The sequence below is a fragment of the Chitinophaga sp. YR627 genome (assembly GCF_900114995.1).
In the GTDB taxonomy this organism is placed as follows: Bacteria; Bacteroidota; Bacteroidia; order Chitinophagales; family Chitinophagaceae; genus Chitinophaga.
In genome coordinates this window covers 349368-374268 of sequence record NZ_FOUX01000004.1, presented here as the reverse complement: position 1 = coordinate 374268, position 24901 = coordinate 349368, and the positions used below count along the sequence as shown (strand labels likewise).

Here is a 24901-nt window from a genome sequence, read left to right as displayed (position 1 = left end):
AGAGTTCAGCCTGGCGCCGCAAAACACCAGACTGAAGCACATATAGGAAAACAACAATGGAAGCAAGGCCAGGCATAGATTATGTAAAAGGCCGGTTAAACAAACAATAGGGGTTGGGGATATCAGTGCAGGCAGCAGGCGCCTTGCCACAATGCACTGACGGAGACCGCGGCTCCTAACAACATAATGGATGAGTGCGGGGTACTATTTGATGAGCACCACGTTAAATGCTCTTACAATTGTCTGCACATCACTGTTAGAGCGCTTCGTGTTTTTGAAACGGATCGCTGTGAAATTATTCTCATTCACATCCGGGAGAAACACGTACAATGTTTTCACTTCTCCAGTGGAAAAAAAGATGGTGCATACGCCTTCGTATGAAATAGCAGCGGGGTACAGCTGCATATCAATTCTGAACGTTACATTACTTTGTGTGAAGACCTGATCAAACAGCACGAGCTCCTGGTGCTTGTCCCTTTCATCGCCGAATACCATTATCAGATCATCGTGTGATGTGGATAAAGGATCAATGTTATCTACCGAACCAAAAGATGTGATCTGCAATATCCCATCTGAATTTTTCAGTTCTCTGTTATCGATGGTCGCTACAGTTGTTACGGAGCCACCGGAGGAGAGCTGGGCAGGCCTGGATAAGTAACCAGGGGTACCATTATTAAAATAGGTTGCTACAAATTGGTTCATTCTTGATCTCAGCATAGTATATAAAAGATATTTAAGAGGTATCTGTAATAGTTGCATTAACCCGTCATGCGCTGGCATGAGTGTGGCTTGTCGCCATGAAATGCAACTCAGTTAATTGCTGCCGGGCAGGCAGTAAAATGAAGTGGAAAAAAAGACTTACATAACCAAGGATTTGTACATTACAAGATTGATTTTTAATTGTACAGCAGCGGTTTTATTTCTGCTGTACAGGGATTTATATTCAATAGGAATGGTGTTTTATTTGTTTGATCTTCATGATTACCCTACAAAGATACAGGTGCATTACGCAGCCATCATGCGTAGTGAAAATAGCCGGAAAATATTCTTTAGATAGCCCGTATAGATGCTGTAAACGTGGACTTGATATGGTGTTTGTATTGAAGTGTGTTGTTGGTCTTGAAAGTTATGTGTAGTGTGGGTTGGCAGCTGTTGGCCGGATATGGGAATGGCCGCCGGATGGGCCGGCAGCGATATGGTATATTTCAGTAAAAGGGTATAGGGTATATATGATTATCAACAGTATACAATACGATGGCAGCGACTATTATTCACGTTGAGTAAAAGTGCATGATGACTGACGATGTGATGTGCATAATTGCACCTGTTCTTTATGATGCAGCGTGATTGTTTTTGTAATAGCTGGTGTATGGAAGGTTTCTTTTATCTGCGCTGTCTGTATAGCAATGATATCGGCAACGAGATGTTGTTTGTTCGCTGTTATGCAGGTGCCGTTGAAGGCCCGTATCTGTAAGGTAATGATCAGGGTACCTGTGCCGGAAACCTCCACAGGAAGCATTATCCCATCGAATGGTGCAGTCGTATCGATGCGGAAAACAGCTGTTTGTATACCCATTGTGCGATGGGTTGTACCGTCAACACGCGTAGCGATCATTTTTACTTCCAGGGCTGTAATACCCTTGTGCTGCCGTAATGTCTGCGCGGGTATATGCAATGCATTATCCGCAGAAAAGAAAGGCGTAACGGGAAAGAAATGATCTGTGCCGGCATGCTGATTAAAGCGGAAGCCTTTCATTGCTTTGAGTTGATTGCCGGCAGATGGAATGAGCAGCTTTGTAAGTCTGTTGACGTGTGTACTGTCGCAATGCACATCCAACGCTGCATAAATAGCATGACGGATGAAGGCGCCTGTTTTACTGGCCATACCAAAGCGATGTGAGGCGCGTTGTGTAGCGGCGGTCTGGCGTGTCACGTCCGGCATACTACGCAGGAAATAATTCCCTTTGCGATAGTACCCGATCATATTACCCAAACGGCCGGTGAACTGAATAATGGATGTTTGTTTTGCCATAGCAATGTATACTGTTTAGCTGTAAATATAGGATTAGCTGCTGCTATTGTCGGAAGAGCGAATTATGGATTTTCTAATGGGATTTCGGGTGGGGTTGCAGATTGTTTAAAGGTAATTCGTGTACTGTTGAACAGCTGCTAATGCGCTTCGTGTAGGGTATGGATAATTACGAAAAAAAGGAGAGAAATGGATATTTCTCTCCTGTCAACAAAGAATGAAAACTACAGCTTTTACGAAGTATTCACATGCATATAAAAAGATGAAGCGGGGTAAAAGAACGGAAGCGAACAAATTCTAATGCTCTATCCAGCTGAGCTACCTGCCGACTACGTCAGACAGAGAAGGACTTGAACCTCCGACCCTTAGATTAGCGAAGTAGCGCTTTCCTACGACACCCACTATCAAGAAGATTATAAAACAAGGTAATATGCGAATAACGCGGGCTTTGAGGCTACCGTCTTACATTTGACCATTCGCCGTATGGCGAAGAAGGATTCGAACCTTCGCTTGCAGCCTGGAATCGAAGTAACGCTATTCAACGACACTTGTTTAATAAAGAACGGGGTAAAATTCGAGCAATAAGTTGTTGGATCTCTGCCTATGCACTCGGCCATCCGCCTTGCGACGGAGAGGGATTTCAACCCCCGTGGGAGATTTTTTTCGAATTGGAGTCGATGTATTATTACTCTACGACACCCGTTCTAAGATTTTAAAACATAAACAACAGAGGTAACCACTGGAAGTGTTTGTAGTTCTACCTAAAAGAGCGAAGTAACACTATCCCACGACACTCGTTGTTATGTTGGATTAACAGGATAAAAACCGATAAACCCTTTTCAATACGTGCGCTACTATTGCGCCACCTGCCTTGCGGCAGAATGGGACTTGCACCCATAACCTCGTAATCCCTGCGAAGTAAGGTTTATCAACGACACCTGTGTTCCTTTTTTGTAGCCCTGACAGGAATCGAACTTGCATTCCCCTTCGGGCAGTACGGCTATAAATACGCTTCCCTACTTTCTTCTTTCAGATTTCGGTGCACTGTAAATTCTGACCATTGCCAGGCGGACGGGCAACGAGGGATGTATGAATGAGGTTAACAATAATGAACTGCTATAAAGCAAGGCCGGCAATTTCAGTGATGGCATCACCTCCTCTTTCAATCGCATCCAGTACTCCGAAGATCTTGTCACTCCATCCCGCAATGAGGAAAACATCATCCTGACGCACATCCAGCGGTACGGTATTGTAACCCGCCAGATTGAACAGGTACAGCTTTGCGTTTGGTGCTATCTGCTTGTACTTTGCCCATTTAGCTGACATGGTGTTGGCTGCACTGGCGTTACCAGTGTTGCTATCCCACAACTGTCCGTCGGTAAACAACATGATCTTGTCAGCTACATATCTTTTATTGATCAGATCATCCAGCACGAGGTAACCGTTGGTGGAGTAACCCACTTCACCTTCTCTTCTGTAAAATTCATCAACGTTGCCGAGAATATTATCCGGAGACATCCTCACTGTTTTCCATGAATCACCGAACATACCTGTGATGACGTTTCTGCACTTATGCTGTAGCAGCATGGCCAGTAAGAGACCGATATCGTACAGTAATACCGTGCTTCTCGGAGATACAGGTTGCTGCATGGAACCGGAAACGTCGCATGCGATGACTACCTTAGTATGCTCGTCAAAGCCTTTGAGGTGTTCTACGCTGGTCTGCAATGCTTTTTCCAGTGCTCTTTTCAGTTCGATGATGTTACCATGCTGAATATTCTTAATCTCTCTGTAAGCAGACAGATAACGGAATGGCAACTGTTTTGCATTCATGACCGCCTTTTTATCGGCCAGCATTTCAAATACCTTTATCAGGTATTGCGTATCAACATTGTAATCAAACATGTTACGCAGGTTTCTCAATGCTGCCATGTAACCCAGCTTTCCGCTTTCTATCAGTTCAGTCCATACCCATCTGAATGCTTCTTTTTTAGCATATTCAGAATCATATTTTGCCTGACCTGCTGCGGATAAGGCAGTCTCCCATGTATAAGGCGTCTCCAGGTTATCCTGTACTATCTTATCGAACAGCACCTGCTGTGTATCATCTTTTGCTTTCGGATGTACGATGAACAGGGCATCTTTTAATGTGATAGCCGTCTTACGGTTATATTTAGCGAACTGGTATTCGTCAAATTTGTTGAAAGCTACAGCCAGTCCTTTCTGCAGCTGCTTACTCAGGTGATTGAGCTTTTTGGTCTCTTTCCTTTCGTTTGCTACTGCGTAATAAGACAGTACCTCTGTAATCTCGTCGGCCCGCTGGATAACACGTCCTGTCAGTTTACCTACCAGGTCATCTCCTTTGTGCACTTTAGCCAGTTCCACTGTCAATACCATTGGTACTGAACGCAGATACATCTTTTCCCTGGTGTATACTGCAAGTCGTGCTACGAATCCAGGATCGTTTTTAGCGATCAGTGTCCGCAGACGTTCCAGCTTCTCTGTGCTTTTCTCATAAAACTGGTCTTGCAGAGAAGCAGTAACTACGGCACTGTACAGTTCCATTTCAGGCGTCAGGGTATAAGCCGCTGCTCCTTCATGGTTGACTACTTGTTTGATAGTTTTGAGTTTGTTGAATCTCATGACCGTTTGTTTTTGTTTGATGATACAAAGTTGGAACGCATGTGCGCACTTTTTTTGCGCAGTAAAAACTTTTTTGAGATTTTTTCTAAAAAAGCGCCACGGGGGCGTATGTGTGGGTATATAATATAGATACAGGAACTGCCTGCCAAGGAAAAATGTACAAGACATAGGGAAGAGTATCCATTTTCCGGCGATGGACTTTGTTGCAATTTTACATCGTCAATAACGACAAACATACACACATCAAACATAAAAAAATGAAAACGTTCAATGTTCCATCAAGAGAAGAAGTAAGTGCCAACAATCAGACACTGTTTGACAATCTGAAAAAAGGTCTGGGTAAAGTACCTAACCTGTATGCTACAATGGCTTATTCTGAAAATGCACTGGCTACTTACCTGGCATTATCGACCGGAAAAACATCATTGAAAGCAAAAGAAAAAGAAGTAGTGAATCTGGTAGTTAGCCAGGTGAATGATTGTGACTACTGTCTGGCGGCACACACTTACATTGGTAAACTGAACGGTTTTTCTGATGAACAGATCATAGAGATCCGTAAGGGTAGCGCCTCTTTCGATCCTAAACTGAACGCACTGGCTGCACTGGTTAAAAACCAGGTAGAAAATAAGGGTAAAGTGGATCCTGCGCTGGTAGATGCGTTCTTTGCTGCTGGTTTTACCAATGAAAATCTGGTAGATGTGATCATCGTGATCGGTGATAAGGTGGTAACTAACTATCTGTACGCTGCTACAAAAGTACCGCTTGATTTCCCTGCTGCACCAGCATTATCTTAACAATCCTGCTTAATCATATATGGACGACCGCGGATCCTTTTACAGAGGGATTTGCGGTTTTCCCTTTTATAACATTCTGAAAAAGAAAAAGGCCCCCTCGTATAAACGAAGCGGCTTTACTTCCTGATTAACATAACCATAGTGAACTAATATCTTCTTCGAAAACTCAATTTCTTAATCATGACGTCATCGTCTATATCGGAGATAAGGCAATTCTCGCTCAGCACTGTGTTAGCAGCGCCGAGCATGTACATGTATGTTCTGAGGGAATGTGTACAATCAGGTAACCACCCGAGGGAGGCATCCCCCAGTGAATCCAGGGGTATGCCATTGTGCACGTGGTCGTAACCAAATGCATCCAGCAGTGTAGGTATAAGGTCAGGCAGATTGTAATACCTCTCGCTGGTTGTGATCAGCGAATTGTGAAAAGAAACAAAAGCAGCGTCACCCACACACGGCGATCCAAATGTGTATAAGCGGCAGGGATGCAGGGTGTAAGCATCTCCCACGGCAAACAGCGTAGCCATCGCCGCACCCAGACCATGACCGGTACATACCATAGGCTGTGTGTCATCTTCTGACTGCATATTGGTATAATGGATGCTATATCTGATATATTTCAACAGCCCTTTGGGTTTTGTTTGCCCGGGCTCTGAAAAGGTCATTCCGTTGTACATATCCAGGAATCCGGATACGACGTTTCCACTGTTATTGCCAAAAGGGCTTGGAGAAGGGAGTATATCGAGCCGTTCTGCCCAGTCAAGAAACTCAGCAGATCCTCTGAGCGCCAACACATAAGTAGTAGGTGCATCCGGTGAAAAGTTACTTCTTGCCAGAAAACCACTATATGCGAGTCCTGTCCTGCCTTTACCGGTATCTTTCCTGTGAATATTATAGACCAGCGTAAAACCCGGCGGAAAGAAGGGGTACTGTTCCTGTGACGGACTCTGTTCCTTTACATGGTACGCAGCGTCTATAAAATGCGCATATTTCAGTGCTATGGCCTGTGTTGACTTTACCATAAAACCCGCTTGTTAATCAGTGAATATGCTGTGAATTTACCAGCATATTCACTGACCAGGGGGCCAAATGGCATAAAATGAGCTTTTAGGGGTATAAGTGGTTAAACCTGCGACATGGCGGGTTGGGATTGCGGAGCGGGTTGCTTCTTTTTTAGCAGATAATTAGCGATAATGATCTCCACCAGGGGGATCGCCATCAGGATGCAAAGGGTGATCAGGATCCCTTTCTGGATGCCTTTCAGGAAATGATCTATCTGGATCATGGCGATTTTCGCAAATAGTCCTGTCCGAACGACTTCATCGATACGGGATGCCATCAGTTCCTTACTGACGTCTTCATCCAGGCCCAGTTTCTCCTTCAACAGTTTATGAATAGTATGTTTGGCAAACTGCGCCATGCCTTTTCCTTTGGTCAGTTTTATCAACCATGGCAGGATCACGTTGCTTCCCTGCTGTAAAGTCTGCTGATGTGCAAGCAATGAATCGTATTGTGTATAAATGACTTCAGCTACAGCATCAATCAGCTGGTCTGTAGTAAGCGTGGAGAGAGAGACATTATTATTTCGCAGGTAACTGCTTACAGCGGCTGACGTTTTTGCATCTATTGACGAGGGGATATGCTCAATATAAACCGTCGTGTGTGCTTTGATGTCTTTCCGCAGTCCGTTGAAGAAGCCCCATTTCATACCCAAAAAGCCAGCGAGGAGGGGCAATATCACGAAATAGCTATAAGCCAGGATGCGCAGGGCCGTATATTTACGTGTCACTAATACTTTCTTACGGAAAATGATCAGCAGGACAAGTGTCAGGATCAGTGCACCGATCCCATATAAGACAGCGCCTGTAATGATAGTGGCGGGATCAACAAAATTGCCTAGTTGGGATAGGGTTTTAAACATTTCTTTCATATTACAGTGCTACAATGTGAAGTACTAAGATATATTAATTCTCTTCATACTTCATATTGTAGCATCATTTATTGCTGAACGGCTCAGGCGTTCTGCCTGACAATCTGTTCAAGGTTGTTAGCCGGTACTACGCCAGATTGACGCCATACGATCTTTCCCTGTTTAAAAAGGATGAGGGTAGGTACACCCTGTACATTGTATGCATTGGCGGCAGCCGGGTTTTTATCCACATCTACTTTCAAAATAGTGGCAGTATCACCTATTTTCTGTTTCAGCTGGTCCAGTATAGGCGCCTGCATTTTACAGGGGCCGCACCAGGTGGCGAAGAAGTCAACTAATACTGGTTTATCACTATTTATAATCTCTGAAAATGTTGCCATGATCTGTAACTGTTAGTATGTGTATGATATCACAAAAAATATGCAAAAGTGCGGGTGCCTGAAGTTGTGGCAGTCCCTGCTATTTTTTGAGATAGCCGGGCAGGGAAAGTGATTTCCTTTAAATTTACAGATATATCTGTAAAAAGTACAAGGGTTGAAAATCATGGAATTACCACCTTTGTGCAGCTATCTAATTCTTTAATATTTAACGTGAATAAAATGGAATACAGATTTTTAGGAGGATCAGGATTGCAGGTGCCGGTATTGACATTCGGTACGGCTACATTCGGTGGAAGTAATGAATTTTTCAAGGCGTGGGGTAGTACACAGGCGGAGGAAGCGACAAGGATGGTGAATCTTTGTCTGGATGCCGGCGTTAATTTATTTGATACAGCGAATACCTATTCTGATGGTTTATCCGAGGAAATCCTTGGTAAAGCTATTGAAGGAAGGCGCGATAAGGTGTTAATATCCACCAAGTCGACTTTCCCTATGAGTAATGCTTCGGGGGCCAACTATCAGGGTTCGGGCCGTTCGCAGCTGATTAAAAATGTGGAAGCGAGTCTGAAGCGGCTGAACACGGACTATATCGATATTTATCACATGCATGGTTTTGATGGTAATACGCCTGTAGAGGAGGTATTACGCGGACTGGACGATCTGGTGCAGAGTGGAAAGATCCGCTATATCGCGGCGTCTAATTTCTCCGGCTGGCACCTGATGAAATCACTGTCTGTCTCTGAGCGCTATGGATGGAATAAATACGTGGCGCACCAGGTGTATTATTCACTGGTGAACAGGGAGTATGAGTGGGAACTGATGCCACTGGGGATCGATCAGAAGGTGGGTGCACTGGTATGGAGTCCGCTGGCTGCTGGTATGCTGGGTGGTAAATACCGCCGTAATCAGCCTTATCCGGCTGATAGCCGTGTAGCCCAGGGAGGTAGTCCGGTGCCATCATTCGCAGTACCGGATGAACTGTTATATAATGTGGTGGATGCGCTGGATGAAGTAGCCGCGGAAACAGGTAAGTCAGTTGCGCAGGTAGCGCTCAACTGGTTATTACAAAGACCGACCGTGTCCAGTATCATTATCGGTGCGCGGAATGAAGAGCAGCTGAAACAGAACCTGGCTGCAGTGGGATGGAACCTGACGGTAGACCAGGTAAAGAAACTGGATGCCGCCAGTGATGCGCCAACGATCTATCCGTACTGGCATCAGCGTGGTAATCTGAAACTGAACCCGCTGCCTAAGTTTTATTGATCGTCATGTGAATAAAAAAGGAAGCCCGCGTAATTGTTTACGCGGGCTTTTCTATTTGTATCAGTACAACTTATTTTACGTTTGCGTTCGGCTTATAGTTGGCGTACCATTGACCTAAAGTATTCAGTTTACCATCCGCAGTGAACAGGGAAGAAGGCCATAACGCTGGTTGGGTTGGTGAACTGGAGAACCAGGAGTAACGGTGTACATAAGGTAACTCTTCCAGTTTAGGCAACAGACGCTGCATGAATGCCAGTACCTGTTCCGGTTTGTACATATTGGCCTCAATTGTTTTTGCATTGTGGTCTGCCGTAGCAAATTCCGTGATCCAGATAGGCAGGTGGTATTTATCATACAGCTTCTGCAAGGTATTCACGAAGTGTACATCGTCCGTTCCTACGTACATGTGTACACAGATAAAATCTACACGACGTTTCTGCTGTATCGCTTTATCCAGGAACTGATAGATCCAGTCTACCTCAGGCCATACGGTAGCAGGACTACCCAGTGGTAAGCCAATGCTTTCCAGCTGAGGCCAGAGGTCAAGGGCTTCCTGTACGGTCATGCTGGATTGATCACCTGCATCAGGTTCGTTGAACCCTAATACGTATTTAACAGTACCGGCTGCTTTTAATTTTTTAACAGAGTCGATTGCGGCAGCAGTGACGTTGCCTTTACCCCAGAACATGGGTACAAATTCACAGTTCTGCGGAACCGTTTTAGCCGGCATCAGTGTGCCCCAGGTATAGAACCAGTGACTTTTCAGGTTCACCACGTTACTATACCAAGTGCCGAAGTCAACATCGGTACTGAAATCCGCACCTTTCTTGTTGGCAGGTTTTACGTACACGACTTCGTTACCGGTTCCATTACCGTTGCCATTGCCGTTTCCGTTTGTTGGGTTGTTGTCTTTGTCTTTGCCGCAGGATGCAAGGAACAGGGAGATGCTCATAAAGAGCGCAAGTTTCAATTTGGTCATTCCAGGATTTTTAAGTTGGCATTCAGAATATGGTTGTACTTGGTAATACAGTACAATGATATTACATTTTAATATTATTTTATGTTAAGCCGTGAAATTTATACTGAATGTTGTAGTACCTCACCTTGATTGGTGGTGTATAACTACCACATTAGGTAGTAGACGTCGCGCAAAGTCCGTGGTAACTTTGCAGGGTATAAGTTACATACTATTTTTTGAAAGATACAACCATCGCTATATCCTCATTGAAGAACCAGGTGCTGCCAGAAGACACACAGGCACATTATGCAGAAGAGGCTGTCTCAAAGGTATTGAGCAGCCTCTTTGTATTAGGGTACCTGATGGAATCAGGTAGTCATTTAAACCATGCTGAAGACGTTCATTTATTTTTGATACATCCTCTTCTTAATTATTCAGCATATTTGGTTTCAAGATACTGATAGATGGCGCTCATATCTGAGGTGGCCAGTCCTTGTGTCAGTGCGTCCTGTAAGGTATCGAAGAGAGCATTGCCGATAGGCGTATCCAGTCCCTGCCCTTTGGCCAGTCTTATATCTTTTGCCAGCAGACCTAACTGAAACGCGGGTGTGAAATCGTGGTTAACGATGTTCGTTGCTTTCAGATTGGTGATGGCGCTACCTATAGGACCGTTATTGATCAGCGGGAGGAATTGTGCGGGTGGTATGCCATTATTCTGTGCAAATATCACGGCTTCTGATAATCCCTGTAAGGTAATACCCAGGAAGGTATTGATGGCCAGTTTTGCATAGTTGCCGGCGCCGGCATCTCCCAGCAGGTGGGCGGCTTTACCCAGGGTATTGAAGACAGGTTTGGCACGTTCGAAATCTTCTGCTCTGCCGCCGACCATAATGACCAGCTGTGCTTCCTGTGCAGGTTTTACACTACCGGACACAGGTGCATCCAGGTACCAGATGCCTTCCGCTTCGCACAAGGCGGCCAGTTGCCGGGTCGTATCAGGTGATACAGTGCTCATGTCGATCGCCAGCATATCCCGTTGTAAAGTAGCGGACAATATCCCATCCGTACCTTCATATATTTCTTTTAATGCCGCATCATCGGTCACCATGGTGATGATGATATCTTTGCTTTCTGCCAGTTCCCTGGGAGAATGCGCCACTTTAACGCCCAGTTTCTCCTGCAATGCGATGGCCTTGTCTGTTGTACGATTGTATACTGTTACGTCAAAGCCGGCTTTGACGAGGTTTGTTACCATAGGAACACCCATATGGCCTAAACCTGCCCAACCTATTTTCAAATGATTCATAAGGCTATGTTTGATGGTCTACATAAAGCTAGGAAATATATCTACGTTTTCCATCAACGGAAGGGCCTGTCGGAAAAACAGCCGGTATCAGCGGTTATCAAGCCAGTGCAGGAATTCTGTGGCTTTGTTCTTTCCGATGATGATCTTTTCGGGCGTGGCCGTTTTCAGGTGTACAAGCAGTTTGCGGCCAAAGTAATGTTCTACTTCGTGTACTGCACTGAAGTTGATAAGGTACTGCCGGTTGATGCGGTAGAACTGTTCGGGCGGCAGCTGGGCGCTGATCGTATCGAGGGACTGACTGAGCGTATATTCTTTTCCGTCGAAGGTGACCAATGCCGGGAAGTCATTTTTGATATAGAAGAATGAAATGTTATCCACCGCGATCACCACATACTTGTTGTCTCTGAATACGAGGAAGCTTTTTTTACCCTGTTGCAATGGCAGCGGATAAACTGGTTTTACTTCCTGCTGTGCCAGTGAACGGCGTAAGCCGGCTACCTTTTTAAAGGCGGCAGCCAGTGTTTCTTCTGTAAATGGTTTGAGTATATAGTCGATGCCATTGGCTTTAAAGGCTTCTATGGCATATTCGTCATATGCAGTGCAGAAAATGACTGGTGCGGTAACTGTTGCTTCTTTGAAGATATCAAAGCAGGAGCCATCGGCCAGCTGGATATCCATGAATATCAGATCGGGGGATGGGGATGCAGACAGGTATTCAATTGCGGCACTGACGGTTTGCAGGGAAGCGACAATCTCCGCATCCGGATCAATGGTGCTGATCAGTTTTATCAGTGCCTTTGCTGTTTTGATCTCATCTTCTATCACGAGTATCTTCATGGAGCACCGGTAGTTTAACTTTAAAGGAAGTACTGTCTTTTATTATTTCCATCTGTTGCTGGTGCAGGGACTGATAACGCTGTGCAATATTCGTGAGGCCTACACCGGTAGATGGTTCGGGAGTACGTTTCATTTGCAGATTGTTTTCAACAACGATGAATGCGTCCTCCGAAAAGATGTGAATATGTAGTGGTTGTCCCAGTGAAACGATATTATGTTTGATACAGTTTTCAATTAACAGCTGTAATGTAAATGGTGGTATGCAGGAGGCGCGGTGTGCATCGCTGATCTTTACTGTTAATGAGATGCCGTCTTCAAAGCGGGCTTTTAACAGGAAGAGATAGGCATCCAGTGTGGATAATTCTTCCTGCATACTGATAAGATGCTGCTTACGTGTCTCCAGCGAGGAGCGGTAAAAGTCAGACAGCATCACAATAAACCTGGACGCATGCTGGTCCTGCATTTCTACCATTGATTTCAGTGTATTCAGACTGTTGAACAGGAAATGTGGATTTACCTGTTGTTTCAACAGTTCAAACTGGGCGGACAAGTTATCTGCTTTTGTCTTTTCCAGTTCGACACTGATCAGTTGTGTGATATGATGTTGATAAATGAGGTGGAGGAACAGGTAGATGGTCAGGTTGATGACCAGTCCTCTGAATTCATACATCAGCATCATAGACTGAAAATGATATTGGGGCAGAATGAGCTGATATATCGCCACTAAGGCTGCCATTACCACTATGCCTAAAGCCAGGCTACCTGCAAGTCGTTTGCTGGCAAACCTGGCCGTTGCTGCCCCTGCCCGGAAGGTGGGTAGCATGTATATATTAAAGTACCAGATCAGTATGGAAAAGCTGGTGGCTACTGAGATATCCGCCAGCAATTCCCACTTCGTGATATGTATGCGTAATATTTTGGGTACGGACGCCAGGATACCGATGAATAGTGCGCTTGTCCATATGACGGCGTTCGACACCCGGAATGTGCGTATGTTTCTGGATATGTACAACTGTTTGCTTGTTTAGTTAAAGATCACAGCGGCTTTCAGTTGTGTAATATAGCTGATTCTGTCCGGACGAAGCGTAGCGGCAGTTTTCTTCCAGCCGGGCGCCTGATATTGTTCATATGCTGCATTAGCGTCTACTTTCACGACCTCTACTGATTGCAGGTGTTGTGGTACTTTAGCGCCAAACCAGTGCGCGTCGTCCTGCTGAGACCAGGTGGCCAGTGTCAGTACAGCGCCTGCCGGGTAAGGACCCGCAGCACCGCTTCTGGCGTGTTGTACGGCAATCTCATTGCCATACAGTACACTATGCGTATGCTGGTTCTTATCGATGGTAGATGTGATCAGCTGTCCCTCTGGCCGGCCGGTGATCTTTTCCGGTCTGTCGTTATCAGTTAAAGGTTCAGTGAAAACGTAGTCATTATTTTTCATGGGATGATGACAGTTCACACATTCCTGGGAGAAGGTGAGTGTTTTACCATAAGGTTTCAGGTCATTGCCTTTCCATCTGGCCCAACCCCAACCGGCGGAGCTGGCAAATTTCTGATCGTCTCTGATCATGAATTCCACCTGTTTCAGTTCTCCGGAGGTAGCGATTTTGCTACTGTCTGTCAATTGTTCCCAGGCCACTTTGGCAAAGGTGGTCCCATTCGGCCATGGATTGGTCTTGTGCTCCCGGATGGCCTTCATCGCGATGTCGTTACCCAGAATAACCCGCATGGTGCCGTTATCGTATCTGTCGGAGATATTCACAATCTGCCAGTTACGGTAGCCCTGGATGTAGGCAATGCCGTTCAGCACCGGACTAACCTGTTGTACGGTTGGTATGGCGCCTGCTGTCCATTGGGCAAACTGCTTTTCGGCTACGGAGCGGCGGCTGGTATCAGAGACCTTTACCGGCGCCAGGCTATTGACATAAGTTTTGAGTGTATTAAGCGCCGCAGGAGTCAGTTTTGCTTCCGGATGGAAGGTTGCATAGGAAGCCAGCGGCATTTCCCCAAACATAGCCTGATTGACGGAAAGAAACAGGTTTCCTTTCTGGTCGCCCGGGGCGAGACTATCCCAGTTGGAGAAGTTCAGGATCTTACGGCCATCTCTGATATGCTGTGCGACCAGCCAGGAGGCAGGGGCGATCTGGTCAAACCATTTGAGTTGTGTCTGATTGGAATGGCAGTCATAACAGGAGGCACGCAGGATCTGGGCCACATCATCCGGTACTTTGATCTCACCGGTTACGGGCGGATTGGAGATGCCCGGTCTGATAAACTGGATGGCAATCACTACGACTGCAAGGAAGAGTCCGATTACGGTCCATTTCTTTCTGGATACACGCATATTCCGTCAATTTATAGTTCGGGGCAAAGATGCCTGTACTAAAGACCAACAACAAGCGGAATTTGTTGTATACGGCGAATAAATAGCTGAAAGTGGCAAATCAGGGGTTGGAGAGCAGGCGCTCCATGTTAATAATAGGCAATCTTTCTGATGATAACGCCTGTTATGGCATCTCCGGCGCCGTGTACCGTTGCTTTCGTCCAGTTGCCTGCTGCATCGTATTCATAGCTGGTCCAGGTGGCATTGGAGAGTGCTCCATTGGCCGGATTGATGGTTGCCTGTCTGATAAGCGAACCCGATGAATCGTATGCCAGCTGCTGTATGTTTTCTTCTTTACCCTGCCGTTTAATGGATAAGAGAACGGGTAATCCCTGTTGATTAAAATCGGTTTTCTTCTGGTATAAGAGCGCTCCATTGACAGCATACTGTGTTTGTTCGATCATATGTCCTATACTGTCAAATTTCCAGGTGATCTTTCCGGCAGGTACTTTATCCACCAGGCCATCCTGTTCTACGAGCACACTATCATTATCATAAGTATTCAGATACTCGACGATTTTGTCACCTGATGATTGACTGACCAGTCCTCCATATCTGTCAAATATACTGAACACCTGTTTTGGTGTACTGCTGTCTTTGTTGCGTTGTCCTTCTTCGATCAGGTTACCCTCTGCGTCATATCCGTTGTATGTTCTGAAGCTGAATTTTCCATCGCTCCCATAATACAGGATCTCTGTCAGTTTACCGGCAGCATTGTATTTGTGCAATGCCTTTGTTGAGAAGATGCCTTTATCATACACAATACGTTCCGCCAGTTTTCCGGTACTGTCAAACGAGAGGTACTCTTTTGTTTCATAACCAGGTGCAGTAGTATCCGCAGCAGCGGTGCTGTAGGTAAACTGCGCAATGCTTTTTACCTGCCCCTGTAATCTGTAGGTAAGCCAGTTCCGGCGGTAAGCGTTGTCTATTTCATTTCTGATGAAGGCCCGCTTTTGAGGATTCGGAGTGAATTTGGGTGCAGGAGACTGACAAGCCACCATGCCTGCGGTACAGGTAAGCAATAGGATGAAGTGTTTAAACATAGACTGTTGTTTATGCATTCGGAAGTTCGCCGGATCGGTGCACAAGATAATAAAAATCTAAAGTTGCCTGAAAAAGAGGGTACTATATAAAGTAATATATCCTTTAAAAATAAATATAGACAGACTTGTCTGTTTATGGAATAAATCCCTTTACCTTTGTACCATGAGCAAAGAAACATTACAACCCAGGGAACGGATACTGGATACTGCTTATCGCCTGTTTTTAGGACAGGGATATAACTCTACCGGTATCAACCAGATCATCGAAGAAGCTGATGTGGCGAAGGCCAGTTTTTATCAGCATTTCAAATCAAAAGAGGACCTGTGTGTGGGCGTATTGGAGAAACGGCATCAGTATATAGAGGAGCAGGCGCAGGCATTGAGTGCCCAGAAGAGGAGTAATAAAATGAAAGTGCTGGCATCTTTTGATCTGATCGCATTGCTGAATGAAAAGGAAAGTTTCAGGGGATGTGCGTTTCTCAATATTCTGTCGGAGATCCCTGCTGACAATATAAAGGTCAGAGAAGTCATCCATGATCATAAAAGCAATATCCGTCAGAACTTCAGGAACCTGCTGGATAATGCGGAACTGGCTGATCATGTATATCTTTTGTATGAAGGCGCTTTTGTGGAAAGCCAGTTGTACAGAGATCCGTGGCCGGTGAACCGCGCAAAGAAAATAGTCAATTCATTAATCAATTAAAACAATATACCATGGAAAAGAGATATCCATTACCACCGTTTACATTAGAGACGGCGAAAGAGAAAGTACAGCTTGCTGAAGATGCCTGGAATTCACAGGATCCGGAAAGAGTTTCACTGGCCTACAGTGTGGATACAGAGTGGAGGAACAGATCCACTTTTCTGAATGGACGTGAGGCGGCCAAAGCGTTTCTCGCCGATAAGTGGAAAAGAGAGCTGGATTATAAACTGAAGAAAGAACTGTGGGCATTTACGGATAACAGGATCGCTGTGCGGTTTGAGTATGAGTATCATGATAAGAATGGGCAATGGTTCAGGGCATATGGTAATGAGAACTGGGAGTTTGATGAAAATGGACTGATGCAACGGAGGTTCGCCAGTATCAATGATCTGCCGATAGAGGAGTCTGAAAGAAGGTTATAATATAAGATGTGGCACATGGTGCTATGGTTGGATTGTGTGCCACTGACTGTTGTTTTGTCCGGGAAAAGCGGAGGGGGGTAAAAAGTACAATAAGAGTCGCCAAATGTGCATTGCTCACCCTGTATGTCCGCCGTACTTTTGTATCATCAGTTCAATGATAAACAAACAAGCAAAACACTTAAAACATTTAATAGTATGAAACGTACAGCATCTGCCATCTGGAATGGCACCATCAAAGAAGGAAGCGGTAACATCACTACCCAGAGCACTGTTTTAAACAAAACACAGTATTCTTTTAACAGCCGTTTTGCGGAAGGCGTGGGTACTAATCCGGAAGAACTGATGGCAGCAGCGCATGCGGGTTGCTTTAACATGAAGCTTACTCTTGATCTGGAAGCTGCAGGCTTTAAAGCAGATACGCTGGAAACAACAGCAGCAGTTACACTGGACAACGGTACGATCACACGTTCTGATCTGGTGCTGAAAGCAAAAGTACCGGGTATCTCGAATGAACAATTCCAGGAGATCGCTGCCGGCGCTAAAGCTGGTTGTCCTGTAAGCCGTGCTTACGCAGCTATTGAAATTTCCCTCCAGGCAGAACTGCTTGGATAATCTGAAGCGTTCAACAATCAATATATATTCCTTTTTCATACTCCTCACTGGTCGGCCAGTGAGGAGTTTTTTATTATTATTTATTTGAATATCTTAGCTTTCTACTTTGAATATTTTTATGAGGGACAATCTGGATGAAACGTCAAGCATATTTGACGAAAGTTTTAATGCCGGTCTGCCGGTGCACAGACGCGAACTGTTACATATCTTTTTGCGGGTATTCGTTTGGATCGGTATGGTTCTTAGCGGATTGGTCACACTGCTGGCGGTGATGAATTTCTTTAGTTTCCGGGATATAGCGGAAGGTAATCCGGGTTATGGTACAGGCTATATTGTTAGTATGTCGGTGATGTGCCTGATACCTGGTGCTATCTTATTTTTGATGACTTTCCCGGTGTGGATGGGTGCTAAGTGGGCGATCAACCTGAATGTGATAATGGCCGTTGTGTGGGGATTTCTATTGTTATCAATCGTGTTAACCATGGGATTGCCGGCTGTTATGTTAATGATACCCAGTGCGATCTACCTGGTGCCTTACTGGATCTTTCTGTTCGTTATAAGGGATAAGTGGAATAAGTAGGCTTTTCCATTTTTTTTGTATTTTTGCACCCGTCATCAAACCCGATAGTACACTAATGTGAGATTTAATTTCTTTCAGAACAAATAAATAGACATGCCGGCACTGCCCGGTATTTGTCATTATTCATTCTTTAAAGAAGGAAATTATGTTCATTCTTCAAGGTGTAACCTATACCCATCCCAACAGAGATATACTTTTTTCTGATATCCATCTGACTGTTAATAAACAGGATAAAATCGCTTTGATCGGCAATAACGGAGCCGGTAAGTCTACGCTTTTAAAGATCTTAGCCGGGGAATTACTCCCCTCTGCCGGGATCATCAAAAAAGATGTAATACCCTATTATATTCCTCAGCTATTTGGCCAGTATAATGATCATACCGTGGCACAGGCGCTTCGTATAGATGTGAAGATCACTGCACTGCGTGAGATTCTGGCAGGCAATGTGACGGAAGCGCATATGACTTCGCTGGATGATGACTGGACGATCGAAGAACGTTGTCAGGAGGCTTTCGCACACTGGCAACTGGAGGATGTTGATCTGATGCAATCCATGCGTACACTGAGTGGCGGCCAGAAGACGAAAGTCTTTCTGGCGGGTATTGCCATACATCAGCCCGCACTGGTATTGCTGGATGAACCAAGTAATCACCTGGATGTACAGGCGAGAAGTATTTTATACGACTATATCTCTTCTACAACAGATACGCTTGTTGTGGTGAGTCATGACAGGACTTTGCTCAATCTGCTGAATGTTGTTTTTGAATTGTCCAAACGGGGTATTACTGTCTATGGTGGCAATTATGAGTTTTATACAGCACAGAAGATGATTGCCAGTGAAGCCCTGAACCAGGATGTGAAGAGCAAGGAAAAAGAGTTGCGGAAAGCCAGGGAGACAGAACGGGAGTCTATGGAACGTCAGCAAAAGCTGGATGCACGTGGTAAGAAGAAACAGGAGAAAGCAGGACTACCCACCATCTCCATGAATACTTTCAGGAACAATGCAGAGAAAAGTAGTGCACGGATGAAAGGCGTCCATACAGAAAAGGTGGGTAACATTTCTGACGAGCTGAATCAGTTGCGTAAGGAGTTGCCCGATATGGACAAAATGAAAATGGATTTCGACAATTCCTCTTTGCATAAAGGAAAGATCCTGGTGACGGCAAAGGACGTTAACTTCAGTTATGGAGACCGTTTGCTCTGGTCTGCTCCGCTTAGTTTTCAGATCACCAGCGGTGAACGGATTGTTATCCGTGGGCATAATGGATCTGGTAAGACAACATTGATCAGGATGTTGCTGGGAGAACTGGTGCCACAAAGCGGTACTATAGACAGAGCAGCGGTGAAGACGATTTATATTGATCAGGATTATTCTCTTATAGATAATAGTCTGAGTGTTTATGAACAGGCTGCACAGTATAACAAAACCGGGTTACAGGAACATGAAATAAAGATACGGCTGAACCGTTTCCTGTTTACAAGGGAGTATTGGGATAAGCCTTGTCAGGCCTTAAGTGGCGGAGAGAAAATGCGTCTAATGCTTTGTTCGTTGACTATCGGTAACCAGGCCCCTGATATTATTGTGCTGGATGAACCTACCAACAACCTGGATATCCAGAATATAGAGATATTAACAGCGGCTGTCAATGAGTATCAGGGTACCCTGATCGTGATCAGTCACGATGAATATTTTCTGGGTGAGATCAATATGGGACGTGAGATATTATTGTAAAGCTGGTCAGGGGCGCAGGTAATCTGTAGAAGGGAAGTTCCATTCAGATCGCCATAGCTGTCCGGGATTGATACTGCCATCGAACTCATTGCTATAGATCGTGTGCGGTTCGCCGTAGTTTACATATGCAAACCGTAGTCTGAGCCTGGCTTTAATAGCGCCACTATATGCAGGTGATACCAGGTGAATATAATGACCTGATCGTAAGGTCATTTCACCAAATCCGTTTCCGCAACCCCGTGCGATATCTTCTATGTCGCGCCAGTCACCGGTATTTGTCTTTGCCTGCATGCTCATCACAAGTCCATGGTCATAGGTGCCGAATGTAATGGCTTGTCCTGAGCGATTGGCCAGGATCGTACGGTAGCCGTTAGCGCCGGAAAACGCATGCTCAGTTTCCCGGATATCGGGCATGACCGTCAGGCTAAATACACCTGGAGGCAGTGCTTGTTTGCAGTGATAGAGGGGGGCCGGATCATCTTTGATGGGATAGAATCCCATCAGCTGATAATCGATATCATAGTCATGTGGAAAGTCTGCTGTTTTAGCGAATTGCCACAATATGTACTTTCTTTGATCCATATAGTAAGCATCACCATGACGTACGTTTAACGTGATACCATTGCCCATATCCACGAGGTACCTGCCGTCGATCAGACGGCCTTTGGTCTGCTCGTTGACGGGCAGCTTTTCGTAATACGCTTTTAAGCCATTGGCATCCTGAATAGCTGCCGGAGGGGTGATACATCTGCCGGCGGTGTCCAGTAGTACCATGTTGTTTGCAGGCTGATCACCGGCTATGGTCAGACCATTTCTGAATGGATAAATACTTGTGTAGATAGTGTCTATCACGAGTGCTCCTTTTTTATTGATCACACCTGGTTTATTGGAGGCTGTTATTATCATCGCGAGGCCATTTACAAAAGGGCCTGCCTGCAGGAAAGGATGCTCAAATAATTTGTTGCCTTTTCTGTCGATATAGATGGGAAGTCCGTCTTTATATACCAATCCGGTGTTGTCAGAGAATGCTGTGGCGAAGTCGTAACTGGGCGAAATGACGAAGTGTCCTGTCTTATCAATATAGCCATAATATCCCCCCGAGCGTGCTGCTGCCAGTCCTTCTGAAAAGTCTCCTGCTGCTACGAAAGTAGGCGGTATGACAGGATTGCCATCTTTGTCGATGTAACCTGTATGCATCTTTTCCCTTATTCTGAAAAGCGGATAGGGATCGGGAGCAGAGGACGCATCTGATACAATTGATGGAAGGAGTGCCGGTTCAAACGGAAGTGTATCTTTTCCGGCATACTTCTGTTGCATATTTGTACAGCCAGCGAAGAGTAAGGCAAGGGCTAATATCTGTGGATACCACTGAAGATGCATAGACGGATACATTGCGGGTGATTGCGGAAATCAGTACCTGAAGACGTCTGTACTAATATACTTTAATTTTGATGATACCGGATCAGGAGATTGCTATATATTTTGTTAATAAAAGCAGTTGTGCCGGTTTTGGGAATACCCGTTTTTTAGTTTAATTTTTACCGCTGTAAATGCTAACCCATGATGAGAAAAATTCCCGCTTTTATTGCTTGTTGTATTGCTTTGTTCATTGCGCTGACGGCAAGATCACAGGATGGGCAACCGCCTGTTTTCTTTCAGAGCATAGATGTTAGTGCCTATAAAGGTGCCTCTTTTACCGTAGAGTGCTGGATGTATGCGGAGCGTGAAGAAAATAATTCGGGTACGGCATTGATGGCGCTGGGTTACGATCAGCAGACGCAGGTGAGTACTGCTATAGGAAAACTGAGCATGGAAGATTTTAAGGCGGGGGAGTGGAACCGGCTGAAGGTATCTGGTAAAATAGACAAGCGTACGCAATCGCTTTATATCGGCGCATTGTATTCCGGGAAGGCCCGGTTCTTTTTTGATGACATGAAACTGTTCATCAACAAAAAGGAAGTACCGGTGAAAAATGCAGGTTTTGAAGAAGCTGATCTGGGTGCCTGGAAGTTTATCAATCAGCCATCTGCTGTAAAGGTTGCGGTGACTGATCAGCAGGTGCATGGGGATAAACAGGCACTGTCTATCGATGCAAGCGGTATTGTTTCCCTGACTTATGGGAATAATGAAAAAACGGGCAAATATGCTATGATCAATGGTAACAGGATATACTATGAAGAATATGGAGAAGGAGAGCCGCTGTTATTACTGCATGGTGCATTGGAGTCTATCGTTCATTATGAAAAACAGATACCTGCATTATCTAAATCCTTCAGAGTAATAGCTGTCGATACCCGTGGACATGGAAAGTCTACCGCGGATACTACCCGGCTCACATATGAGCTTTATGCAGATGATATGTACAAGTTGCTGAATGAGCTGAAGCTGGATAGTGTAAATATACTGGGTTGGAGTGATGGCGGTATTACGGGACTGATACTCGCTATGCGTCATCCGGAGAAAGTGAAAAAGCTTGCTGCAATGGGCGCTAATCTGTGTCCTGATACAACTGCTTTATATGGTTGGCTGATCGATACTGTTAAAAATCAAATTAAGGTACTTGAGACGCAACATACCCCTGTCAGCGAGTTCGCCATACGGGTCAATCGTAGTATGCTGGAGGAGCCACATATTGATCCTCAGGCATTAAAAGCAATCAGATGCCCGGTGCTGGTGATGGCAGGAGAGCACGATATGATCAAGGAAGCACATACCCGGCTCATTGCAGCAAGTATCCCCGGTGCGGAATTAGTGATATTCAGGAATGCCTCTCACTACGCACCCAGCGAGATACCAGATGAATTTAATAAACAGGTCGAAGTATTTTTTAAAAAGCCCTGATACTGTTTTATAGCTGATCTCTCAATGAAGGGGGCGCATGTAAGGCTGTTTCCCATTCTTCAAATTCGGGATAGGCTTTATAACCGGGTATACAATATTCTTTCAGATACTCAGCCGCACGCCGTTCTGCATATTTTGCATTTAGCACATGGCCATTCTCGTCCAGTTTGATCACATTAGCATAGATGGCAAACGCCATTTCAATGGCGCTGGGTTCGTTGCCATATAAAGGCAGATAGTCTACACCTTTCAATGCATCATGTGTGCCGCTGGCCATAAAATAAGCAAAGGTGCGTAGCGCTCCGCTAAAGGATGTACTCAGTTGTCTGGTCATTGTTGTGCTGTTTTAGGTGATGAGTATAGGTATAGGGATAAGGGCAATAGATTATCTGCCACATGATTGTTGTGGTAAAAGCAAGGCCTCCGTTTATAATAAGTTATAGTGTATTTAAGCTTTTGTAGTGTGTTTTTTGAGTACGTATGTTACTGACAGTCCGGCGTAGACATTCGTCCGTTTATCATACATGATGGTCGATGGACCTATTACTATAGGTGGTGGCGCCATGTTTTTCAGTCCGGGACTGTAAGTAAAGTTCAGACCCAGACCATTTTTGAATTCATATCCGGCAAGGAAATTAAGCCCGAAATCTATTGGTCTGTAATAAGTAGTATGACCGAGATCTGCTTCTGTCGGATGTGGATCTTTTTCGAACTTAACATCCCCTTTCTGCTCATAATCTGCGCCGGTAGAACGTACTTTTCCTGTTACCTTATAGTTACCACCAAGCCCATATGCAATATAGCCACCCGCGCCTGTGATCAGTTTTCCGCTGCCCAGGGGAAGTTTAAAAACTACATTAACAGGTAGTTCGAGATATGTTAAGTGTGTTTTTGCATGAATTTTCGTTGGCATCATATCTAGTCCGATAGCACCTTCATTGTAAGTGTGCTGTCCTTTGGTACTGATCAGTAACTGCGGTTGCAGATAGAATTTTCCTATCAGTTTTATATCTGCCATGACACCAGCCCGCCAGGATGGATTGAATTTAGAATCAAAATCATCATAATCCGGAATATGTATTTTCGAAGTTCCAAAGCCGGCAGTAACTCCGAACGATGTTTGGGCATGAGTGTATAGGAAGCCAAGGTTAAACAAAGCCAGTAGTAGAATTTTGCGCATGGGTGGTGTGAATTTATAGCAGCAATTTATGAAGAAAATAAAGTCAACAACTACACGATAACTGATTTATGTTTTATTTAACGATGCTCGTTTACTGAGAAAGATGGCACTTAAAACAAAGTAAAAATGGCACGCTAAACAAAGCCCCCTGGTAGATAAGGTCCTAATTTTGTTTCATCAAAAACATACAAGGCATGAAACAACATAATTATCAGGGTGTACTGCAACAACCATTAGGCTCCGGGTTTAATGCAAGGTCTACCGCACAGGATGTGATCAATGGCATTGACCTGAAGGGGAAAGTAGTCATCATTACCGGCGGTTATGCTGGTATCGGACTGGAAACCACGAAAGTACTGAGCGAAGCCGGGGCCACTGTTATTGTTCCGGCACGTGATCAGGCAAAGGCAGCTAAAAATTTAAAAGATATTGTCCGTGTAGAACCAGAGACGATTGACCTGATGGATCCTGCATCTATTGATGCATTTGCAGCACGGTTCCTCGCATCCGGAAGACCTTTACACCTGCTGATCAATAATGCTGGCATTATGTGGGTACCATTACGCAGGGATAGCCGGGGATTTGAATCACAACTGGCTACTAATCACCTGGGACATTTTCAGCTGACTGCCCGTTTATGGCCTGCATTAAAGCAGGCGGATGGCGCAAGGGTGGTGAATGTATCTTCTTTTGGCCACCAGATAGCGCCTTTTGATTTTGATGATCCCAACTTTACACATACGGCGTATGAAACGCTGATAGGATACGGGCGTTCTAAAACGGCTAATAATTTATTCACAGTAGAACTGGATAAACGTGGCAGCCGTGCTGGTGTCAGGTCTTATTCGCTGCATCCTGGATCGGTGTATGGTACAGACCTGGGACGGGAAGCTCCTATGGAATTGTATCAGCAGATGGGTACGCATGATGCTAATGGTAATATTTATCCGGAGGTGGAAAAGAAGCTGAAAACACTGGCACAGGGCGCTGCTACAACGGTATGGTGTGCTACCAGTCCGGCGTTGAATAATGTCGGCGGTGTGTATTGTGAAGATGCGGATATAGCCGTACTGGATGAAGGTAATATTGTATATCAATTCGATGAGCCGTCTACATTAACAGGTGTGCGTCCTTATTCTCTGGATCAATCAGCTGCACAGCGTCTGTGGATACTCAGCGAACAAATGCTGCAAATAAATTTTCCTGCTGATTGATCAGGAGGAAAGAAAGATTGTCTTAAAGAATGGGCTTATCCAGCATCTTCCGCA

At 45.0% G+C, this 24901-nt stretch carries 24 protein-coding genes; 9 read left to right on the top strand and 15 right to left on the bottom strand.

The window, feature by feature from the left end:
• Positions 1-204: 204 nt before the first annotated feature.
• The 3 genes from BMZ72_RS22160 to BMZ72_RS22150 all read right to left on the bottom strand — a co-directional run bounded on the left by BMZ72_RS22160 (position 205) and on the right by BMZ72_RS22150 (position 4672).
• Positions 205-717, bottom strand: a complete 513-nt coding sequence (locus tag BMZ72_RS22160; protein ID WP_143087748.1) for a hypothetical protein — start codon at positions 715-717, stop codon at positions 205-207.
• A gap of 550 nt (positions 718-1267) precedes the next feature.
• A complete protein-coding gene (locus BMZ72_RS22155; RefSeq protein WP_089811893.1) occupies positions 1268-2032 on the bottom strand; it encodes a hypothetical protein in 765 nt (254 codons plus the stop codon).
• A gap of 1113 nt (positions 2033-3145) precedes the next feature.
• Positions 3146-4672 carry a TROVE domain-containing protein gene (locus tag BMZ72_RS22150; RefSeq protein WP_089811892.1) on the bottom strand — a complete coding sequence of 509 codons (1527 nt, stop codon included), beginning with the start codon at positions 4670-4672 and terminating at the stop codon, positions 3146-3148.
• A 257-nt stretch (positions 4673-4929) separates the two neighbouring features.
• Between BMZ72_RS22150 and BMZ72_RS22145 the strand changes: the two genes are divergently transcribed.
• Complete coding sequence (locus tag BMZ72_RS22145; RefSeq protein WP_012794722.1) at positions 4930-5466, top strand: carboxymuconolactone decarboxylase family protein; 537 nt, start codon at positions 4930-4932, stop codon at positions 5464-5466.
• A gap of 146 nt (positions 5467-5612) precedes the next feature.
• On the opposite strand, the gene BMZ72_RS22140 is transcribed toward BMZ72_RS22145, so the two are convergent.
• From BMZ72_RS22140 to trxA, 3 genes are all read right to left on the bottom strand, one after another.
• Positions 5613-6488, bottom strand: a complete 876-nt coding sequence (locus BMZ72_RS22140; RefSeq protein WP_089811891.1) for a lipase family protein — start codon at positions 6486-6488, stop codon at positions 5613-5615.
• 101 nt (positions 6489-6589) lie between these two features.
• Entirely contained in the window at positions 6590-7387 is a 798-nt protein-coding gene (locus BMZ72_RS22135) for a hypothetical protein (protein WP_143087747.1), read from the bottom strand.
• Between the two features lie 92 nt (positions 7388-7479).
• Entirely contained in the window at positions 7480-7776 is a 297-nt protein-coding gene (gene trxA / locus BMZ72_RS22130; RefSeq protein ID WP_089811889.1) for a thioredoxin, read from the bottom strand.
• A 219-nt stretch (positions 7777-7995) separates the two neighbouring features.
• Between trxA and BMZ72_RS22125 the strand changes: the two genes are divergently transcribed.
• Positions 7996-9039, top strand: a complete 1044-nt coding sequence (locus BMZ72_RS22125) for an aldo/keto reductase (protein WP_089811888.1) — start codon at positions 7996-7998, stop codon at positions 9037-9039.
• A gap of 70 nt (positions 9040-9109) precedes the next feature.
• Here BMZ72_RS22125 and BMZ72_RS22120 read toward each other — a convergent pair whose 3' ends face one another.
• From BMZ72_RS22120 to BMZ72_RS22095, 6 genes are all read right to left on the bottom strand, one after another.
• On the bottom strand, positions 9110-10018 hold the full coding sequence (locus tag BMZ72_RS22120; RefSeq protein ID WP_089811887.1) for a glycosyl hydrolase: 909 nt from the start codon (positions 10016-10018) through the stop codon (positions 9110-9112).
• 409 nt (positions 10019-10427) lie between these two features.
• Positions 10428-11303 carry an NAD(P)-dependent oxidoreductase gene (locus tag BMZ72_RS22115; RefSeq protein WP_218155272.1) on the bottom strand — a complete coding sequence of 292 codons (876 nt, stop codon included), beginning with the start codon at positions 11301-11303 and terminating at the stop codon, positions 10428-10430.
• Between the two features lie 87 nt (positions 11304-11390).
• Positions 11391-12140, bottom strand: coding sequence for a LytR/AlgR family response regulator transcription factor (locus BMZ72_RS22110; RefSeq protein ID WP_089811886.1), 750 nt, complete (start codon positions 12138-12140; stop codon positions 11391-11393).
• A complete protein-coding gene (locus tag BMZ72_RS22105; protein ID WP_089811885.1) occupies positions 12115-13152 on the bottom strand; it encodes a sensor histidine kinase in 1038 nt (345 codons plus the stop codon). Before BMZ72_RS22105 ends, BMZ72_RS22110 begins: the two co-directional genes overlap by 26 nt.
• A 12-nt stretch (positions 13153-13164) precedes the next feature.
• A complete protein-coding gene (locus tag BMZ72_RS22100; protein ID WP_177222888.1) occupies positions 13165-14481 on the bottom strand; it encodes a cytochrome P460 family protein in 1317 nt (438 codons plus the stop codon).
• 128 nt (positions 14482-14609) lie between these two features.
• On the bottom strand, positions 14610-15563 hold the full coding sequence (locus BMZ72_RS22095; RefSeq protein WP_089811884.1) for a hypothetical protein: 954 nt from the start codon (positions 15561-15563) through the stop codon (positions 14610-14612).
• 163 nt (positions 15564-15726) lie between these two features.
• Between BMZ72_RS22095 and BMZ72_RS22090 the strand changes: the two genes are divergently transcribed.
• The 5 genes from BMZ72_RS22090 to abc-f all read left to right on the top strand — a co-directional run bounded on the left by BMZ72_RS22090 (position 15727) and on the right by abc-f (position 19612).
• A complete protein-coding gene (locus BMZ72_RS22090) occupies positions 15727-16266 on the top strand; it encodes a TetR/AcrR family transcriptional regulator (protein ID WP_089811883.1) in 540 nt (179 codons plus the stop codon).
• An 11-nt stretch (positions 16267-16277) separates the two neighbouring features.
• The gene (locus BMZ72_RS22085; protein WP_089811882.1) at positions 16278-16688 is read left to right on the top strand and encodes a nuclear transport factor 2 family protein; all 411 of its coding nucleotides are present in this window, start codon (positions 16278-16280) and stop codon (positions 16686-16688) included.
• Between the two features lie 195 nt (positions 16689-16883).
• Entirely contained in the window at positions 16884-17300 is a 417-nt protein-coding gene (locus tag BMZ72_RS22080; RefSeq protein ID WP_089812389.1) for an OsmC family protein, read from the top strand.
• 118 nt (positions 17301-17418) lie between these two features.
• Positions 17419-17880 carry a hypothetical protein gene (locus BMZ72_RS22075; protein ID WP_089811881.1) on the top strand — a complete coding sequence of 154 codons (462 nt, stop codon included), beginning with the start codon at positions 17419-17421 and terminating at the stop codon, positions 17878-17880.
• Positions 17881-18025: 145 nt separating this feature from the next.
• Positions 18026-19612 (top strand): ribosomal protection-like ABC-F family protein, encoded by a 1587-nt coding sequence (gene abc-f / locus BMZ72_RS22070; protein ID WP_089811880.1) that lies wholly within the window; start codon positions 18026-18028, stop codon positions 19610-19612.
• A gap of 6 nt (positions 19613-19618) precedes the next feature.
• Here abc-f and BMZ72_RS22065 read toward each other — a convergent pair whose 3' ends face one another.
• Positions 19619-20992: a WG repeat-containing protein gene (locus BMZ72_RS22065; RefSeq protein ID WP_177222887.1), complete on the bottom strand. Its 1374-nt coding sequence runs from the start codon at positions 20990-20992 to the stop codon at positions 19619-19621.
• Positions 20993-21172: 180 nt separating this feature from the next.
• Here BMZ72_RS22065 and BMZ72_RS22060 point away from each other — a divergent pair, with 180 nt between their 5' ends.
• Complete coding sequence (locus BMZ72_RS22060; RefSeq protein ID WP_089811878.1) at positions 21173-22453, top strand: alpha/beta fold hydrolase; 1281 nt, start codon at positions 21173-21175, stop codon at positions 22451-22453.
• Between the two features lie 7 nt (positions 22454-22460).
• On the opposite strand, the gene BMZ72_RS22055 is transcribed toward BMZ72_RS22060, so the two are convergent.
• A complete protein-coding gene (locus BMZ72_RS22055) occupies positions 22461-22787 on the bottom strand; it encodes a DUF7677 family protein (RefSeq protein WP_089811877.1) in 327 nt (108 codons plus the stop codon).
• Between the two features lie 114 nt (positions 22788-22901).
• The gene (locus BMZ72_RS22050; protein ID WP_089811876.1) at positions 22902-23633 is read right to left on the bottom strand and encodes a porin family protein; all 732 of its coding nucleotides are present in this window, start codon (positions 23631-23633) and stop codon (positions 22902-22904) included.
• A gap of 194 nt (positions 23634-23827) precedes the next feature.
• Here BMZ72_RS22050 and BMZ72_RS22045 point away from each other — a divergent pair, with 194 nt between their 5' ends.
• Positions 23828-24847, top strand: a complete 1020-nt coding sequence (locus tag BMZ72_RS22045; RefSeq protein ID WP_089811875.1) for an SDR family NAD(P)-dependent oxidoreductase — start codon at positions 23828-23830, stop codon at positions 24845-24847.
• Positions 24848-24901 lie beyond the last annotated feature (54 nt).

Excerpts from the sequence above, each read along its gene's own strand:
- BMZ72_RS22160 (WP_143087748.1), bottom strand. The coding sequence starts at position 717 with ATGCTGAGATCAAGAATGAACCAATTTGTAGCAACCTATTTTAATAAT.
- BMZ72_RS22155 (WP_089811893.1), bottom strand. The coding sequence starts at position 2,032 with ATGGCAAAACAAACATCCATTATTCAGTTCACCGGCCGTTTGGGTAAT.
- BMZ72_RS22150 (WP_089811892.1), bottom strand. The coding sequence starts at position 4,672 with ATGAGATTCAACAAACTCAAAACTATCAAACAAGTAGTCAACCATGAA.
- BMZ72_RS22145 (WP_012794722.1), top strand. The coding sequence starts at position 4,930 with ATGAAAACGTTCAATGTTCCATCAAGAGAAGAAGTAAGTGCCAACAAT.
- BMZ72_RS22140 (WP_089811891.1), bottom strand. The coding sequence starts at position 6,488 with ATGGTAAAGTCAACACAGGCCATAGCACTGAAATATGCGCATTTTATA.
- BMZ72_RS22135 (WP_143087747.1), bottom strand. The coding sequence starts at position 7,387 with ATGTTTAAAACCCTATCCCAACTAGGCAATTTTGTTGATCCCGCCACT.
- trxA (WP_089811889.1), bottom strand. The coding sequence starts at position 7,776 with ATGGCAACATTTTCAGAGATTATAAATAGTGATAAACCAGTATTAGTT.
- BMZ72_RS22125 (WP_089811888.1), top strand. The coding sequence starts at position 7,996 with ATGGAATACAGATTTTTAGGAGGATCAGGATTGCAGGTGCCGGTATTG.
- BMZ72_RS22120 (WP_089811887.1), bottom strand. The coding sequence starts at position 10,018 with ATGACCAAATTGAAACTTGCGCTCTTTATGAGCATCTCCCTGTTCCTT.
- BMZ72_RS22115 (WP_218155272.1), bottom strand. The coding sequence starts at position 11,303 with ATGAATCATTTGAAAATAGGTTGGGCAGGTTTAGGCCATATGGGTGTT.
- BMZ72_RS22110 (WP_089811886.1), bottom strand. The coding sequence starts at position 12,140 with ATGAAGATACTCGTGATAGAAGATGAGATCAAAACAGCAAAGGCACTG.
- BMZ72_RS22100 (WP_177222888.1), bottom strand. The coding sequence starts at position 14,481 with ATGCGTGTATCCAGAAAGAAATGGACCGTAATCGGACTCTTCCTTGCA.
- BMZ72_RS22095 (WP_089811884.1), bottom strand. The coding sequence starts at position 15,563 with ATGTTTAAACACTTCATCCTATTGCTTACCTGTACCGCAGGCATGGTG.
- BMZ72_RS22090 (WP_089811883.1), top strand. The coding sequence starts at position 15,727 with ATGAGCAAAGAAACATTACAACCCAGGGAACGGATACTGGATACTGCT.
- BMZ72_RS22085 (WP_089811882.1), top strand. The coding sequence starts at position 16,278 with ATGGAAAAGAGATATCCATTACCACCGTTTACATTAGAGACGGCGAAA.
- BMZ72_RS22080 (WP_089812389.1), top strand. The coding sequence starts at position 16,884 with ATGAAACGTACAGCATCTGCCATCTGGAATGGCACCATCAAAGAAGGA.
- BMZ72_RS22075 (WP_089811881.1), top strand. The coding sequence starts at position 17,419 with ATGAGGGACAATCTGGATGAAACGTCAAGCATATTTGACGAAAGTTTT.
- abc-f (WP_089811880.1), top strand. The coding sequence starts at position 18,026 with ATGTTCATTCTTCAAGGTGTAACCTATACCCATCCCAACAGAGATATA.
- BMZ72_RS22065 (WP_177222887.1), bottom strand. The coding sequence starts at position 20,992 with ATGCATCTTCAGTGGTATCCACAGATATTAGCCCTTGCCTTACTCTTC.
- BMZ72_RS22060 (WP_089811878.1), top strand. The coding sequence starts at position 21,173 with ATGATGAGAAAAATTCCCGCTTTTATTGCTTGTTGTATTGCTTTGTTC.
- BMZ72_RS22055 (WP_089811877.1), bottom strand. The coding sequence starts at position 22,787 with ATGACCAGACAACTGAGTACATCCTTTAGCGGAGCGCTACGCACCTTT.
- BMZ72_RS22050 (WP_089811876.1), bottom strand. The coding sequence starts at position 23,633 with ATGCGCAAAATTCTACTACTGGCTTTGTTTAACCTTGGCTTCCTATAC.
- BMZ72_RS22045 (WP_089811875.1), top strand. The coding sequence starts at position 23,828 with ATGAAACAACATAATTATCAGGGTGTACTGCAACAACCATTAGGCTCC.